14 protein-coding genes are annotated in these 15984 nt (G+C 45.3%); 6 read left to right on the forward strand and 8 right to left on the reverse strand.

What is annotated here, in order from left to right:
- Window positions 1-8 precede the first annotated feature (8 nt).
- From BCT49_RS09395 to BCT49_RS09415, 5 genes are read left to right on the forward strand one after another with little or no spacing between them, the layout of a single operon-like run.
- Window positions 9-560, forward strand: a complete 552-nt coding sequence (locus tag BCT49_RS09395) for a F0F1 ATP synthase subunit delta (RefSeq protein ID WP_009844933.1) — start codon at window positions 9-11, stop codon at window positions 558-560.
- Window positions 561-569: 9 nt separating this feature from the next.
- Complete coding sequence (gene atpA, locus BCT49_RS09400) at window positions 570-2111, forward strand: F0F1 ATP synthase subunit alpha (protein WP_102435011.1); 1542 nt, start codon at window positions 570-572, stop codon at window positions 2109-2111.
- 47 nt (window positions 2112-2158) lie between these two features.
- Complete coding sequence (atpG, locus tag BCT49_RS09405; protein WP_102435012.1) at window positions 2159-3028, forward strand: F0F1 ATP synthase subunit gamma; 870 nt, start codon at window positions 2159-2161, stop codon at window positions 3026-3028.
- Window positions 3029-3070: 42 nt separating this feature from the next.
- The gene (gene atpD, locus BCT49_RS09410) at window positions 3071-4456 is read left to right on the forward strand and encodes a F0F1 ATP synthase subunit beta (protein ID WP_004730394.1); all 1386 of its coding nucleotides are present in this window, start codon (window positions 3071-3073) and stop codon (window positions 4454-4456) included.
- 14 nt (window positions 4457-4470) lie between these two features.
- Entirely contained in the window at window positions 4471-4914 is a 444-nt protein-coding gene (locus BCT49_RS09415) for a F0F1 ATP synthase subunit epsilon (protein ID WP_048668867.1), read from the forward strand.
- A gap of 142 nt (window positions 4915-5056) precedes the next feature.
- On the opposite strand, the gene BCT49_RS09420 is transcribed toward BCT49_RS09415, so the two are convergent.
- On the reverse strand, window positions 5057-6019 hold the full coding sequence (locus BCT49_RS09420) for a nitrilase family protein (RefSeq protein WP_102435013.1): 963 nt from the start codon (window positions 6017-6019) through the stop codon (window positions 5057-5059).
- Window positions 6020-6124: 105 nt separating this feature from the next.
- On the opposite strand from BCT49_RS09420, the gene BCT49_RS09425 reads away from it, so the two are divergent.
- Window positions 6125-7042 carry a LysR family transcriptional regulator gene (locus BCT49_RS09425; RefSeq protein ID WP_102435014.1) on the forward strand — a complete coding sequence of 306 codons (918 nt, stop codon included), beginning with the start codon at window positions 6125-6127 and terminating at the stop codon, window positions 7040-7042.
- A 135-nt stretch (window positions 7043-7177) separates the two neighbouring features.
- Here BCT49_RS09425 and BCT49_RS09430 read toward each other — a convergent pair whose 3' ends face one another.
- The 7 genes from BCT49_RS09430 to BCT49_RS09460 form a co-directional block, all read right to left on the reverse strand.
- Window positions 7178-8500: an ethylbenzene dehydrogenase-related protein gene (locus tag BCT49_RS09430; protein WP_102435015.1), complete on the reverse strand. Its 1323-nt coding sequence runs from the start codon at window positions 8498-8500 to the stop codon at window positions 7178-7180.
- A gap of 1 nt (window position 8501) precedes the next feature.
- Window positions 8502-9026, reverse strand: a complete 525-nt coding sequence (locus tag BCT49_RS09435; protein ID WP_102435016.1) for a cytochrome b — start codon at window positions 9024-9026, stop codon at window positions 8502-8504.
- Window positions 9027-9573: 547 nt separating this feature from the next.
- On the reverse strand, window positions 9574-10122 hold the full coding sequence (locus BCT49_RS09440) for an RNA-binding S4 domain-containing protein (RefSeq protein WP_102435017.1): 549 nt from the start codon (window positions 10120-10122) through the stop codon (window positions 9574-9576).
- A gap of 116 nt (window positions 10123-10238) precedes the next feature.
- The gene (gene yejF / locus BCT49_RS09445; RefSeq protein WP_102435018.1) at window positions 10239-11891 is read right to left on the reverse strand and encodes a microcin C ABC transporter ATP-binding protein YejF; all 1653 of its coding nucleotides are present in this window, start codon (window positions 11889-11891) and stop codon (window positions 10239-10241) included.
- A gap of 9 nt (window positions 11892-11900) precedes the next feature.
- On the reverse strand, window positions 11901-12923 hold the full coding sequence (locus tag BCT49_RS09450) for an ABC transporter permease (RefSeq protein ID WP_102435019.1): 1023 nt from the start codon (window positions 12921-12923) through the stop codon (window positions 11901-11903).
- A 31-nt stretch (window positions 12924-12954) separates the two neighbouring features.
- Window positions 12955-14043 carry a microcin C ABC transporter permease YejB gene (locus BCT49_RS09455; RefSeq protein ID WP_004730359.1) on the reverse strand — a complete coding sequence of 363 codons (1089 nt, stop codon included), beginning with the start codon at window positions 14041-14043 and terminating at the stop codon, window positions 12955-12957.
- Window positions 14044-14055: 12 nt separating this feature from the next.
- On the reverse strand, window positions 14056-15951 hold the full coding sequence (locus BCT49_RS09460) for an extracellular solute-binding protein (RefSeq protein WP_102435020.1): 1896 nt from the start codon (window positions 15949-15951) through the stop codon (window positions 14056-14058).
- Window positions 15952-15984 lie beyond the last annotated feature (33 nt).

A 15984-nucleotide genomic window follows, 5' to 3' on the forward strand; every position in this document is an offset into this window, starting at 1 on the left:
GAGGCAATATGTCAGATTACACCAATATTGCTCATCCCTACGCTAAAGCATCGTTCGACTTTGCTTTAGGTGAAAACAAGTTACAAGAGTGGCACTCAATGCTGTCCATTCTTGTGACGGTAGCGGAAGAAGAAACGATCGCTAAACAGATTTCATCAGCAGAAGGTGTTCACACACAGCAATCTGAAGAACTGGTCAATCTCATCATTCACGTTTGCCAAGGGCTTGTTGATGACCACGTCATTAATCTCATCAAAGTCTTGGCTGAGAATGGCCGTCTTGCCGTGATCAGAGACTTGTTTAACTTGTTCAGCGACCTAAAGGACGAACATGAACGTGTAATCCCTGTCACTGTCACCAGTTCAGAATTGCTTACACAAGATCAAGTTACATCACTCACTGCTGCACTTGAGAAGAAATTAGAGCGTCAGGTTGAAATGGAACAGGTTATTGATGACTCGCTGGTTGGCGGGATCGTAATCAAGGCGGGTGAAACCGTCATCGATGGTTCTTTGAACACATCAATTAACCGATTAGCTCATCAACTTCACGCGAGATAGGTAACAATTATGCAATTAAATTCAAATGAAATCAGCGACCTGATTAAAGATCGCATCTCGAAATTTAATGTGAGCACCGAAGCTCGCAACGAAGGCACCATAGTCTCGGTTCGTGACGGCATCATTACCATTAATGGCCTTGCGGATGTCATGCAGGGTGAGATGATTGAGCTTCCAGGTGGCAAGTACGCTCTTGCGCTGAACCTTGATACCCACTCAGTCGGTGCCGTGGTTATGGGCCCCTACACTGACCTCTCTGAGGGTATGAAAGTGAAAGGGACAGGTCGTATCTTGGAAGTACCTGTCGGTAACGGACTTCTTGGCCGTGTCGTGAACACACTAGGCGAACCTATTGATGGCAAAGGCCCAGTGAGTTGTGACCGACTCGACCCAGTAGAAGTAATTGCACCGGGTGTAATCGAACGTAAGTCCGTCGATCAACCCATTCAAACCGGTTATAAAGCAGTCGACACCATGGTGCCTATCGGTCGTGGTCAACGTGAACTTATCATCGGTGACCGTCAGACAGGTAAAACGGCGCTAGCCATCGATGCGATCATCAATCAAAAAGATTCGGGCATCAAATGTGTGTACGTGGCGATTGGCCAGAAAGCATCGACTATCGCAAACGTTGTTCGTAAACTCGAAGACCACGATGCGCTTAAAAACACCATCGTTGTTGTGGCATCAGCATCAGAATCTGCCGCGCTTCAATACCTAGCACCTTATGCGGGTTGCACCATGGGTGAATACTTCCGTGACCGCGGTGAAGATGCACTGATCATCTACGATGACCTATCAAAACAAGCCGTCGCTTACCGTCAAATCTCATTGCTACTTAAGCGTCCACCGGGTCGTGAAGCCTTCCCTGGCGACGTATTCTACCTCCACTCACGCCTACTAGAACGTGCAGCACGAGTGAATGCGGAATATGTAGAGAAGTTCACAAACGGTGAAGTGAAAGGCCAAACAGGCTCATTAACCGCGCTGCCTATCATTGAAACTCAAGCGGGTGACGTATCTGCGTTTGTACCAACCAACGTAATCTCAATTACTGATGGTCAGGTTTTCCTACAAACCCAACTGTTTAACTCAGGCCTACGCCCTGCTGTTGATCCAGGTATCTCGGTATCTCGTGTGGGTGGCGCAGCTCAGTGCAAGATCATTAAGAAATTGTCTGGTGGTATCCGTACATCATTAGCTCAATACCGCGAATTAGCCGCATTTTCTCAGTTCTCTTCTGACTTAGACGACATGACGCGTAAGCAGCTTGACCATGGTGAGCGTGTAACCGAATTGATGAAGCAAAAGCAATACTCTCCAATGTCTGTCGCTGAGCAAGCAACGGTTATCTACGCAGCAGAAAAAGGCTACTTGGCTGACGTAGAGTTGCACAAAGTTGCACGTTTTGAAGAAGAATTGATTGCTTACGCAAAAGGCCAAAACCCAGAATTGTTCGACACCATCAATGCTAATGGTGACTACAACGACGAGATCGACAGTGCACTTGCAAAACTGCTTGGTGACTTTGTAGCGTTGAAAGCTTGGTAAACGCTCCGGTTTGTTGGCTGGAAATCAAAACAAATTAGGAGCAGATAATGGCAAATACTAAAGAAATTCGCACCAAGATAGGCAGTGTTAGTAACACTCAGAAAATCACCAGTGCAATGGAGATGGTTGCGGCAAGTAAGATGCGTAAGGTTCAGGACAACATGACGCTAACACGTCCATATGCCGAGAACATGCGCAAAGTTATCTCTCACGTCGCATCAGGGTCGCTGGAATACCAGCACCCCTATCTTCAACAGCGTGAACCAAAACGTGTTGCTTACATCATTATTTCGTCCGATCGGGGCTTATGTGGTGGCTTGAACTCTAACCTGTTCAAGAAAGTGCTAGAAGAAATGGAACAGTGGCGTACCAAAGGTGTTGAAGTAGAAACCACCTTAATTGGTTCAAAAGCTATCTCATTTTTCCAACGCAGCGGCAATGTTATCGCGCAAACGTCAGGTCTTGGTGACGCACCTAAATTAGAAGACATCTTAGGTACAGTTAACGCGATGCTAGGGCATTACGACGACGAAAAAATCGACAGTTTGTATCTCGTTTATAACCAGTTCATCAACACCATGGTTCAAGAACCAACGACCTTACAGTTGCTACCCCACCCCTCAGATTCTGAGGCTGATGACGGTACGAAAAAGGCTCGTCGTTGGGACTATATCTATGAGCAAGCACCAAGAGACATCCTCTCTGAGCTGTTACATCGATACATTGAATCGCAAGTTTATCAAGGCATCGTAGAGAGCATTGCCTGTGAGCAAGCAGCCCGAATGGTGGCCATGAAAGCGGCGACCGATAACGCAGGCCAACTCATCGATGATTTGCAGTTGGTTTACAACAAAGCGCGACAGGCTGCCATTACCCAAGAACTGAGTGAAATAGTCTCAGGTGCTCAAGCTGTCTAAGGGCAGAAAGAGTGGGTCAGAATAGAATTTGAGGATTTAGAGATGAGTGTTGGAAAAATAGTTAAAGTTATCGGCGCGGTGGTAGACGTCGAGTTCAGCGGCGGCAACAGCCCACGCGTTTATGATGCATTAAAAGTGACGAGCGAAGAAGCAAGCTCACTCGTATTAGAAGTTCAGCAACAGTTGGGTGGCAGTATCGTTCGTTGTATTGCAATGGGCACGTCAGATGGCTTGCGCCGCGGCCTCACTGTTGAAAACACAGGCTCTCCAATCACGGTCCCTGTGGGCGAAGAAACCTTAGGCCGTATCATGAACGTGCTTGGTCAACCTATTGATGAATGTGGTGAAATCGGCCAGAAAGAAAGCTACGAAATTCACCGTGAAGCTCCTTCTTATGAAGAACAAGCCAACAGTACTGAACTTCTAGAAACAGGCGTTAAGGTTATCGACCTTATCTGTCCTTTCGCTAAGGGTGGTAAAATCGGTCTGTTCGGTGGTGCGGGTGTTGGTAAAACCGTCAACATGATGGAGCTTATCAACAACATCGCCAAAGCTCATTCAGGTCTCTCTGTATTTACCGGTGTTGGTGAACGTACCCGTGAAGGTAACGATTTCTACTACGAGATGAAAGAAGCTGGCGTACTAGACAAAGTTGCCATGGTTTACGGTCAAATGAACGAGCCACCGGGAAACCGTCTACGTGTTGCGCTGACAGGCCTGACTATGGCTGAGCGCTTTCGTGATGAAGGTCGTGACGTACTGTTGTTCATTGATAACATCTACCGTTACACGCTTGCGGGAACAGAAGTATCAGCACTGCTAGGTCGTATGCCATCAGCGGTAGGTTACCAGCCAACATTGGCTGAAGAGATGGGTGTGCTTCAAGAACGTATCACATCAACCAGACAAGGTTCGATCACGTCTATTCAAGCGGTATACGTACCTGCGGATGACTTGACCGATCCATCGCCAGCAACAACCTTTGCTCACTTAGACGCAACCGTTGTACTGTCGCGTAATATCGCTGCATTAGGCCTCTACCCTGCAATCGACCCGTTGGATTCAACATCTCGCCAATTGGATCCTCTTGTCGTTGGTCAAGAGCATTACGACATTGCACAAAAAGTACAAACAACGCTGCAACGCTACAAAGAGCTAAAAGACATCATCGCGATTCTTGGTATGGACGAGCTATCGACTGAAGATAAGCAGACGGTATCTCGCGCTCGTAAGATTGAACGTTTCTTAACTCAGCCTTATCACGTAGCAGAAGTATTTACTGGTCAGAAAGGTGTATTTGTACCGCTAAGTGAAACACTGAGAGGCTTTAAAGGCCTGCTAGGCGGCGAATACGACGATATCCCAGAGCAAGCGTTCTTGTACTGTGGTTCTATCGACGAAGTGCTTAACAAAGCTAAATCACTCTAAGAGGCAGGTGCACCATGGCTATCGGAATTACAGATAATACATTTCAACTTAATATTGTAAGTGCGGAAGGTACGCTGTTTTCAGGTCCAGCGTATGCCCTAGCCGTTTCTGGCGCTGACGGTGAGCTGGGGATTCGCCCAGGTCACTCCCCGCTTCTCAGTAAAATAAAGCCAGGCGTGACAGTGTTTGTCACAGACCCTAAATCAGAGGGGCAAGTGCTGTATGTCTCTGGTGGCATGCTTGAAGTTCAGCCGGATGTGGTAACGGTGTTAGCCGATACCGCATTGCACGGCAAAGACATTGACCGTGCTCGCGCAGAAGAAGCGAAATATGCGGCTCTTGAGAATATCAACAAGGGCAATGTCGACATCAATTTTGCACAAGCTCAGCTAGAATTAGCGAAAGCCGTTGCTCAGCTACGCGCATCAGAACTGACGTCTTCTCGCACTCGCCACTGAGAATAGAACTTAGAGGCTTAATGCTTAAATAGTCTACCCACTTAAAAACCGTTTAAGTGGGTAGACTACATCCGATGTTATTGAATCAACCCCTTCCCTGCCGACTCCTTATTTACTCGCCTTATCCACCAGCATCTTCACATTACTTCTCAGCAAAACGCGCTTGGTGCGGATCAAGTTCATGACCAAGAGGTTGTGTAAGTGAATGATAAAGCTCTGGCTTACGGCCACGAATCCAACGTCTGCCCGTACACATGTCCAACTCTTTCGCTTTTAGCTCTGCAATCACCATGTCGTTATCTACGCTGTCCGTCTCGGTGATGATTTCACCATAAGGGCTTAGGATCATCGCATTACCTGTTCTGACTTCATCCATATCAACGCCGACACCATTACTAAACACCACAAACATGCCATTGTCGTGCGCTCTTGCAGGCAGCCAACGCATTAGCCACTCGCGACCATTCTTACCCTGCATTTCAGCACGAATTGCTTCCGGGTTTTCATGACGGTTAAACCACAACTCTGGGTCAATTCGCTTCATCGCGTTCGGACTGCGTGATTGGCAACCGCCCGTCTGATGTGGGGCAATCAATATATCAGCCCCTTTCAAAGCGGTAATTCGTACGTTCTCGACCAAGTTGTTATCCCAACAAATCAAGATACCGACTTTGCAGCCATGCGGCGTTTCGAACACCGTGTATTGGTCTCCACTGCTCATGTGAGGGCTAACGAAGGTATGCAGTTTACGGTGTTTCTGCACCTCGCCATTGGGCATGGCGAATACGTAAGTGTTGTATAACTCACCATCAGTACCCTGCTCTATCAAGCCCGCGCCAACACTCATTCCAAATTGTGTTGCTAGCGAAACAAGCTTTTGAGTCGATTCACCGCTCGGGACAGGTTCCGCCAGTCCTTCTATCTCGCCTCGCGACAATTCAGAGACATGCCAATAACCGGTGATGCACATCTCTGGGAAGCTGATGATCTCCACGCCACTGTCCGCTGCCTTTTGAACATATTGCTCTATAACCGATAAGTTATACGCCTTATCACCTGCGTGGTGGTTAAATTGAACCGACGCTACTTTGATGTCTCTCTTCATGATTCGCCCTCAAACTTCTCTTTATCGAATTGGTATGAACTCAGTATAAAAAATCGATTCAATTCCATATAATGAAAGATATTCTTGGTTCAATGAGCATTTGGAATGGAATTTGATTTACTGAAGGCATTTTGTCAGTTGGCTAAATCGGGCAATTACCGTTTGGCGTCAGAACAGCTATACATTACTCAATCGGCCCTCACCAAAAAGATTCAACGACTTGAGTCCAACATTGGGGCGTCTCTGTTTTCTCGTGGTAGGAATGGCGCAGAGCTAACGCACGCAGGCAAAACGTTACTAGCAGAAGCCCAACGTTTGGTTCATTCGATGCAAGCGTTTGAGCAGCTTTCAGGCTCTGTGGTGAACGGAACTCAGGGACATTTGAACATTGGTTTTGGCGTATCTACCTATCATGAAGCGCCCAAGCTTATTGCAGCGTATAAACAGCAATATCCAGACGTTCACATCACCTTGAATGACACGCCTTCAAAGCAGCAAACAGACGAGCTATTGATCCATGAACTCGATATCAGCTTCAATCGGATACCCGACTCTTCCGATTTAGAAAGTCTAACCCTATTCAATGATTCCCTTGTGATCGCGATACACAAAGACCTTCTCAAGCAAGCTGCCGAGTTGAGTTCTAATAAATCAAGTAAGGCAATATCTGAACTATCGGAATGGCCTTATCTAAAGCTCGCCCAACACCGAGGTCCCGGACTAGACAAACAGATTCAGCAATATTGTCTTGCCAATAAAATCGACTTATCAAAGACGCAAGAAGCCGACGATATTCTGACCTTGCTGGCGTTGGTTTCTGCCAACATCGGTTTCACCATTGTACCTAGCAGTGCGCAGTTCATTAGTAACACCGATGTGGAATTCATTGCGTTACAAGGTGAACACGCCACTTGGCCAGTCGGCCTGATATGGAATGGAAATAGCGAAAATACACTCCGCGATCAATTTGTAGCGTTTGTTGCTGATCAGGCCAAGCAAACAGAAAGCCAAAGAGACAAGTAGAGCAAAAGTTAGGGCAGCAGTTCGTTGAGTTAGAAAAGATAACTGAATTAGAACAAAAAAGGCTCTTGATGATTATGCGAATCGCACACCAGCCAAGAACCTAAGATTGTTTCTCACATCAAGTGAAGTTACTCGTTACTTAATCGGCAACGCAATAACACTGCCTTCAGAACCCTCACCAATACCAACCGTGAACGGGAACGCGACATAGTGGAAACGTGTTGTTGTTTCGCCATCGTGAATCGCGATGTTCATGTCATAAGTGCCGCCAATTTCCATGATTTTGTCATCTTCTGGGTGGCCAGTGTTCAACTTACGCTTGAAGATAACCGTGTATTTTCCGTCTTCCCATGAAGAGAATACTTGGTTGTTATCCCCCGCAGAACCTGCGCCTTCTCGGTTTAATCGACCTTGAAGATATTGGCCTTCTTCAATTTTACTCGCGTCGTAAGGCATCACGTTAACGCCTTCAACCATTGCTATCTTCTTGTTGAGATCGTTAAAGTCTTCTTTATTCAGCGCGTAGAAACCGGTTACCGACTTATCGTACATGTACTTAGGCAGGCCTGTTTTCCTATCGAAGTTCCAAGTAAACACGGTGGTGCCTTTATCGTTCAAACGATACTCAAACACATAACCATCATCAGCACTATTGGTGGGTGCAGAACGTGTCGAACGCCATTGCATCAAATCCACAAACTGCCCTTCCGCTTTCAGCTTATCGATTTCTTCTTGTGGCTTCACTTTGTCCCAGTTTACGCCGTAACGTTCAGTGCGAGACTCAGGAAGGTACTTACGAATGTCTTTCTGATCTAAGCCAAACGCGCCAACCACATCCAATGCTTGAACATCTCTCGCTGTTGCTTGGCCGATATCACGCGCACCACGGTGGCAAGACATCCAACACCCTTGCTCACGGAACTGCAACACCGAGCCATCGTCAATCATCAGCGAGAAACGGTCTTCATAGATAGGTGTGTAAGGGTTTTTGCCTCGGTCACCGCCAATAATTGCCCATTTGTCGTCTTGGAAAAAAAGCGTGTCGTGTAAGCGTGCTGGGAAAGGCGATTCCGTTTCCCACGTTCCTTTCACATAAAGGTGTTCATCATCGTGTGCAAACTGGAACTCGGCAGGAATCGACCCTTTTTTGTCTGGGAAATTACCTAGCCTGTCGTCTTGCACCAACATTTCACCAAGGCCTTCTTCTTCGCCTTGGTGGCAGCTCGAACAGGTTTTGGTTTCAAAGCCTTTTTTGAGCGTACCTTTATGCGCTGGCGAATTGATCCAATCGAAGGTCACTTTGCCTGGGAAAAACATGGTTTTCTCAACCACAGGAATGTCGCTCCAATCGACGTCTAATTCCGTGTCATAGATACTCATGTTGTAGGCATTGGCACTCAAAGACAAACCACTCAACACAGCAAGTAAAACGCTATTTCTTACAGAGAACATCGTCATATTATTTCTTCCCCATCATTCGGCTAAGGGTGTCATCTTTAAGGATAAAGTGGTGATAAAGTGCCGCACCAACGTGCATAGCGACCAGCAGGTAACAGATGATTTCTAAGAAAGAGTGGAGACCAGAAGCAAAATCGATCAAACCTGAATTACGTTCTGCAAACCCAGGAATGGTGAATAAACCAAATACCACGGTATCTTTGGCTTTTGCCATCGCGATAAGCAAACCAGATAACGGCATCAGAATCAAAATGCCATACAAGGCCAAGTGAGCCATATGTGCCATGAACTTTTCGAACTTAGTGCCAAGCGCGTTCGGCTTTCCTGCCCAGTTCATCCAAACAATACGAGCCAAATACAGCACAATAACCAACATGCCCAAAGATTGGTGAACACCAAAAGCAAATGAATCAGGATCTGGCGCAAGCAGCATGATCAACAGCGCACCGATAAAGGCAACGGCAGATATGATATGTATAAACTTACTGACAGGACTGAAATGCTCGGTAGGGACAAATACCTTCATAATTAATTCCTAAGTGTATCGTTAATAAAGAGAAAATTTTATTGATATGATTTTTATTATCTTCAGCAGCCAATACCACTAAAGTACTAATATTATATTTTCTACTCACACTCAGGACTTTTGATGACGGTCAATTTCCTTTCCGGACAGACGTTAATCGCCAACAAACCATTGAAATAGCTTAATATATTGAAGGACAACTACAGATTAGAGTTATGTAAAAAAACAAGATAAATTTGTTTATCAGATTTTAAAGTTACCGATAATTAAATTAAAGAGAATAAAGAGGTTAGATATTAGCATCGTACCGAATATCATCTCATGATGTGTTTTTGGGTATGGACTCAGCTAAGCACAGACGAATAAATCATCATTAGAAAGTGATTATTGAAGCCTAAGATATACTCTTTAAAATAACTGCCTAGTCACACGATTTCACCTTTAATCGACTCTAGCACGCAGGATACAGATACAAAAAAGGCTCACTAAATAGTGAGCCTTTTGGTATCTGCTTAACGTAAAATCGAGGTTTAACGTTGCTTAAGTTTTAGAAGAATTCAATCGAATTACGGCCGCTTTTGTCGTCACGTTGTGGCTTAGGCGTATCCGCTTTCTTTTTCGGTTTGTTTTCTTTCTTCTTCTCTTTTTTCTCTTTCTTTGGTTCAGCCGTTGCGCTTAGCATTTCTGCTTTGCTTTTCTTAGATTCTTTCTTCTTAGAATCCTTTTTAGACTGACCTTTCTTCGCCTTGTTGTCTTTTTTAGGCGCGTCTTTCTTTTTTGGCTTTTCTGATTCTTCTTGTACTGGCTGATCACACACCACTACATAGTACTCTTGGTTGAATTCAAAGAAGTCGCCATCGTACATTTTACGACGTTTACGAGTTTCTAATTCACCATTTACCGCGACATAACCTTCAAAAATGATGTGCTTAGCTTCGCCGCCACCACTCACTAAGTTAGCAATTTTAAACACTTTGTAGAGCTCGATTGGCTGAGACGATACATCGATACCAATTGCTTCAATCTCAATCTCTTCGCCTTCTTCGCCAAGCTCTTGGCCTTCGTAATCAGCGTCTTCGTAATGTTCTTGGTCCATGGTGACCTCTACCTAAATATGTACTTCTGAAATATTGGGCGCAGTGTAATCTTAAAACAACTAAATGACCATGTTGAATTCACCGAGCACCCGTTTGTTCTCGTTACGCACCCACTTTACATCGCACCACCAACATTCGAAAGACTCACAAGCTGCTTAGTATATTCATGTTGCGGATTGCCGAATAAGGTTTCCGTATCACCCTTCTCTATCACCTCACCCGCTTTCATGACAATGGTGTAGTGACATAGAGACTTCACCACGTTGAGGTCATGACTAATAAACAAATAAGTCAGGCCATACTTTTCTTGTAATGACTTCAGTAAATCTAGGACTTGCGCTTGTACCGTTCTGTCTAATGACGATGTTGGTTCATCGAGCAAGATAAACTCTGGCTTTAAAATCAAAGCTCGAGCAATCGCGATACGCTGCCTTTGGCCACCTGAAAACTCATTCGGGTAACGGTGGCGAGTTTCAGGGTCTAGGTCGACCTCTTTCATTACGTCACAGATGCGTTGGTCGAGTTCAGTGTCATCCAATTGTTGATGCACCAATAAACCCTCACCAATAACTTGAGCGACCGACATTCTTGGGTTTAACGCAGAGAATGGGTCTTGAAAGACCACTTGCATACGGCTTCGAAACGGCAGCATCTGTTGGCGGTTTAAGCCTTGAATTTGTTCGTCAGCGTAGGTAATTGACCCTTCACTCTCCACCAGCTTCAATATCGCCATACCAGTTGTAGACTTGCCCGAACCACTCTCGCCAACAAGACCGATTGAGTGCCCCTTTTTCAAGCTGAACTCCATGTCTGTTACAGCTTTAACATGCGAGATAGTACGCTTGAACAAACCGCCCGTAATGGGGAACCAAACACGAAGTTGGTCGACGTTGAGCAGGGGTTTACTTTCCGGTGATACAGGAACAGGTAAGCCTTTAGGATCTGAGTTAATAAGTTTTTGAGTATAAGGATGAGATGGTGCATTAAAGAGTGTTTTACAGTCATTGCTTTCAACAAGGCGGCCATCTTTCATTACCGCCACTCTGTCGGCAATTTTACGAACGATACTCAAATCATGGGTGATAAAGAGCATCGCCATACCCAGCTCTTGTTGCAGGTCTTTCAACAAATCCAAAATCTGCGCTTGTACCGATACATCCAATGCCGTTGTGGGTTCATCAGCAATAAGCAACTCTGGCTCATTGATCAGTGCCATCGCTATCATTACACGCTGACGCTCACCACCGGATAACTCATGCGGGTAAGCTGAAATCTTTTGCTCTGGGTAGCTAATACCCACCTTTGAAAGCCACTCTATCGCCAAGGCTTGAGCTTTATTGGTTCTCATACCTCGGTGAATAGAAAGAGTTTCAACCAGCTGCTTACCGACGCGATGGAGTGGGTTCAACGAAACCATGGGCTCTTGGAAGATCATCCCAATACGGCCACCACGAATCCCGCGTAATTGCCTTTCAGAACAACTCAAGATATCAGTACCAGAGAAATTGATCTTACCGTTTAAGTAATGAGATGAGCCTTTTGGTAACAGCTTTAAAATCGAATTAGCCGTGACCGATTTACCGGAGCCACTCTCACCCACTAGCGCGAGTGTCTCACCTTTGTATATTTCTAAAGAGACATCTTGCGTCACTTGTTCTATCGAATCTTTTCGCCCAAAACCGACTGATAATTTATCAATGGTCAGAACTGGAGATGCATTAGCAGCCTCTGCTGTTGACCCTGAAGTAGGAGCTGTATTTGAAGTCATAACTTATCCTTACTTCTGTTGATGAGGGTCGAAGGCATCACGTACCGCTTCACCAACGAAGACGAGTAACGTAAGCATCAGAGAAAGTACGACGAAGGCAGAAATACCGAGCCAAGGCGCTTGTAAGTTCGCTTTACCTTGCGCCAAAAGTTCACCTAACGAAGGAGAACCCGCAGGCAAACCAAAACCCAAGAAATCTAATGAGGTTAACGTGGTGACCGATCCAGAAAGAATGAACGGCATCATGGTTAACGAAGCAACCATCGCGTTGGGCAACATGTGACGAAGCATAATACGTTTATCATCAACACCCATGGCTTGCGCGGCTCTTACATAATCAAAGTTTCGACAGCGTAAGAATTCCGCACGCACGATACCCACCAAACTCATCCAACTGAACAGAACCATAATTCCGAGTAACCACCAGAAGTTAGGTTCGATAAAACTGGAAAGGATAATCAGCAAGAATAGAGTCGGCATGCCCGACCAGACTTCAATAAATCGCTGCCCAAACAAGTCGACCCAGCCACCGTAGTAACCTTGTGTCGCCCCGACTACGACGCCGACCACGCTCGATACAATCGTCAGAATAAAACCAAATAGAACGGAAATGCGGAAGCCGTAAATGATCCTAGCTAATACATCTCGCCCTTTATCATCGGTTCCTAACCAGTTCACTGAATCTGGCTCCGATGGCACCGCACCTGAAATATCGAAGTTTATCGTGTCGTAACTAAACGGAATGATTGGCCACACGATGTAACCGCTGTCTTCGATGAGTTCGATAACATACGGGTCTTTGTAGTCGGCTTCGGTTTCAAACTCGCCACCAAATTCTGTTTCGGCATATTTATTGATAACAGGTACAAACCATTGATTATCATAAGAAACCAATAATGGCTTATCGTTGGCAATGATCTCAGCGAACAGGCTCAAGCCAAACAAGATGGTAAATATCCAAAGGGAGATAAAACCACGCTTGTTTGCTTTAAAACGTAACCAACGAGCTTCAGCTAAAGGGTTGTTAAACATTTATTATCAATACCTTGTTATTCGTTCGCCATTAACGCGCTTCAAAATCAATTCGAGGATCAACCCAGGTATACGTCAGGTCGGAGATAATGCTCAGTACCAAGCCAAGCAAGGTCATGATATAGAGAGAGCTGAACACCACTGGGTAATCTCGTTGAATGGTCGATTCAAAACCAAGTAGACCGATGCCTTCGAGTGAAAACATCACTTCAATCAACATAGAACCCGTGAAGAAAATACTAATAAATGCGCTTGGGAAACCCGCAATAATGATCAGCATGGCGTTACGGAAAACGTGCTTATAGAGAATACTGCTCTCGTCCAAGCCTTTCGCTCGGGCGGTCACTACATATTGCTTATTGATTTCATCAAGGAAGGAGTTTTTGGTCAGCATGCTGAGTGTGGCAAAGCCGCCGATGACCATCGCAAAAATAGGTAATGCTAAATGCCAGAAATAATCGCCAATTTGCTGATACCAATTAAGCTGATCGAAGTTACTCGACACTAGCCCGCGCAATGGAAACCAACTGAAGTAGTTACCGCTCGCGAACAAAATAATCAGGATAATCGCAAACAAGAAGCCCGGAACGGCATAGCCGACAATCACCACCGCACTCGACCAAATATCAAAGCGAGAGCCGTGATGTATCGCCTTCATAATGCCTAAAGGTATCGAAATCACATAGATGATTAACGTACTCCATAACCCCAAAGAAATAGAGACGGGCAGCCGCTCGATGATTAAATCAATAACGTTACCGCCCTTAAACAGGCTTTCACCAAAGTTAAAGGTCGCGTAATTTTTCAACATATCGAAGTAGCGAACGTGAATCGGTTTATCAAAACCAAACTGCTTTTTGATCTCTTCAACCACTTCCGGATCAAGCCCACGAGAGCCTTTATAGCCACTGGCAGACGCTTGGTCACTTTCGCTTAAATCAACTTCTTGTCCACCACCAGAAAAGCGCTCCATGATACCAGAGTTGTGCCCTTCTAATTGGGCAACGGCTTGCTCTACTGGGCCTCCGGGCGCAATCTGAATAATGAAAAAGTTGATAGTGATGATCGCCCACAGCGTGGGGATCACCAACAGTAAACGCCGAAATATATACGCGGCCATGCTAACTAACTCCTAGCGACGTTTTTCAGGAAGCAAAGCCGCCTTCTCTTCTGAAATCCACCATGTATCAATGCCTAAATCGTATTTAGGTAATACATCTGGACGCTCAAACTTATCCCACATTGTTACGCGGTATTCACCGACGTGCCATTGCGGGATGTTGTAGAAATTCCACTGCAATACACGGTCAAGTGAACGACCTAACGTAAGCAGCTTTTCAGGATGCTGTTGGTTACGCGCAATTTCTTCTGTTAACGCGTCAACCACCGGATCCATTACACCTGCAGTATTGTAAGTAGAATCAATGTAGTTAGAGTTCCAAACAATCATTAAGTTCGGGCTAGGATAAGGGTTTGCCGAAAATGAAGACGACACCATGTCGAAATCACGATCACGCAAGCGCTTGATGTATTGAGTGGTATCGATGGTACGGATCTTCATCTCGATACCCATTCGCTTGAGGTTCTTTTGAACAGGCGTTGCGATACGTTCCGTGGTTGGGCTGTAAATCAACAACTCAAATGACATCGGCTTGCCAGTCTTTTCGTTGGTCATCACTTTGTCTTTCAGTACCCAGCCTGCTTCTTTCAAAAGTTTGAAAGCAGTACGCATCTGGCTACGAATACGGCCACTGCCATCGGTTACTGATGGCTGGAATTCTTCAGTGAATACTCGAGGTGGGATTTGATCTTTGTATTGAGACAGCAATTCAACTTCGTCTGCGTTGGGTAAGCCTTTCGCTTCATAATCTGTGTTTTGGAAGTAGCTACGAGTACGTTTGTACTGACCATAAAACATGTTTTTGTTCATCCACTCAAAGTCCATCGCGTAGGTTAACGCTTCACGAACTTTAGGATCTGAGAACACAGGAGATTGAATATTGAAGACAAAACCTTGAGTCGTTTCTGGCTTCTCATGGTTGATCTCTTCTTTGATGATGTAGCCTTTATCGAAGTTTGCGCCTGTGTAAGAGTTGGCCCAGAACTTAGCCGAGTTTTCTGTTCTAAGATCGAACTCCCCTGCTTTAAAGGCTTCCAGCATTACGGTGTCATCACGATAGTAATCGTACTGAACTTGCTTGAAGTTGTTGCGACCCACGTTAACTGGCAGATCCGCAGCCCAGTAATTTTCATCTAAACCGTAGGTCACGCTTTGACCCGATTTATAACTGATGATCTTATAAGGGCCACTGCCCACAGGCGGTTCACTCAGCGGCTCAGACAGTTTTCTGTCTTTCCAGAAATGTTTTGGTAATACACGAGTACTTTGGGCAAAGCTAAACAGCTTCTCGCGGTTTGGCTTGTTCATCTCAATACGAACAACCGAATCAGAAACAGCCGTTACTGATTCAATTTCTTTGTAATACACGCGATATTGAGGCACACCTTCTTTTGAAAATTTATCAAAGGTGAAGGCAACGTCGTGAGCCGTGATTGGTTTTCCATCTTGGAATTTAGCATCTGGGTTGATGTCGATTTCCATCCAAGAGAAATCACTTGCGTAGCGAACTTTGGAAGCGATCAATGGATAGTACGCATCAATCTCGTCACTCGGAGAAAACATCAAGGTATCGTAAATCTCACCCGTGTAACTTGCAGCAACGCCGCGGGAACCGAATCGATTAAAGCTATCGTAAGTACCTATGCTGCCATAGGTCACCTTGCCTTGCTTTGGCGCATCAGGATTAACGTAATCGAAATGAGTGAAATCGACAGGATATTTTGCTTCACCAAAACCGACCAGTTGCGTGGTTTCAATAACGGTGACAGCGGGAGTTGATTCGGTAACAGAGGCGTGTGTAACAGAGGGATATAGAGCAATTAGCGGCAGCATGACTGCACATGACTTCAAATTAGACCTGAAAAACTGAGTGCGCTGCGAGGCTTTGCTTCGGAAATCTGTTCCCATTTGACTCTCCCTTCAAATGTTATGAATTCGATA

Source organism: Vibrio lentus, from assembly GCF_002875945.1.
GTDB classification, from domain to species: domain Bacteria; phylum Pseudomonadota; class Gammaproteobacteria; order Enterobacterales; family Vibrionaceae; genus Vibrio; species Vibrio apostichopi.

Excerpts from the sequence above, each read along its gene's own strand:
- BCT49_RS09460 (WP_102435020.1), bottom strand. The coding sequence starts at position 15,951 with ATGGGAACAGATTTCCGAAGCAAAGCCTCGCAGCGCACTCAGTTTTTC.
- BCT49_RS09425 (WP_102435014.1), top strand. The coding sequence starts at position 6,125 with ATGGAATTTGATTTACTGAAGGCATTTTGTCAGTTGGCTAAATCGGGC.
- BCT49_RS09420 (WP_102435013.1), bottom strand. The coding sequence starts at position 6,019 with ATGAAGAGAGACATCAAAGTAGCGTCGGTTCAATTTAACCACCACGCA.
- BCT49_RS09435 (WP_102435016.1), bottom strand. The coding sequence starts at position 9,026 with ATGAAGGTATTTGTCCCTACCGAGCATTTCAGTCCTGTCAGTAAGTTT.
- BCT49_RS09450 (WP_102435019.1), bottom strand. The coding sequence starts at position 12,923 with ATGTTTAACAACCCTTTAGCTGAAGCTCGTTGGTTACGTTTTAAAGCA.
- BCT49_RS09430 (WP_102435015.1), bottom strand. The coding sequence starts at position 8,500 with ATGACGATGTTCTCTGTAAGAAATAGCGTTTTACTTGCTGTGTTGAGT.
- BCT49_RS09415 (WP_048668867.1), top strand. The coding sequence starts at position 4,471 with ATGGCTATCGGAATTACAGATAATACATTTCAACTTAATATTGTAAGT.
- BCT49_RS09395 (WP_009844933.1), top strand. The coding sequence starts at position 9 with ATGTCAGATTACACCAATATTGCTCATCCCTACGCTAAAGCATCGTTC.
- BCT49_RS09440 (WP_102435017.1), bottom strand. The coding sequence starts at position 10,122 with ATGGACCAAGAACATTACGAAGACGCTGATTACGAAGGCCAAGAGCTT.
- atpD (WP_004730394.1), top strand. The coding sequence starts at position 3,071 with ATGAGTGTTGGAAAAATAGTTAAAGTTATCGGCGCGGTGGTAGACGTC.
- yejF (WP_102435018.1), bottom strand. The coding sequence starts at position 11,891 with ATGACTTCAAATACAGCTCCTACTTCAGGGTCAACAGCAGAGGCTGCT.
- atpA (WP_102435011.1), top strand. The coding sequence starts at position 570 with ATGCAATTAAATTCAAATGAAATCAGCGACCTGATTAAAGATCGCATC.
- BCT49_RS09455 (WP_004730359.1), bottom strand. The coding sequence starts at position 14,043 with ATGGCCGCGTATATATTTCGGCGTTTACTGTTGGTGATCCCCACGCTG.
- atpG (WP_102435012.1), top strand. The coding sequence starts at position 2,159 with ATGGCAAATACTAAAGAAATTCGCACCAAGATAGGCAGTGTTAGTAAC.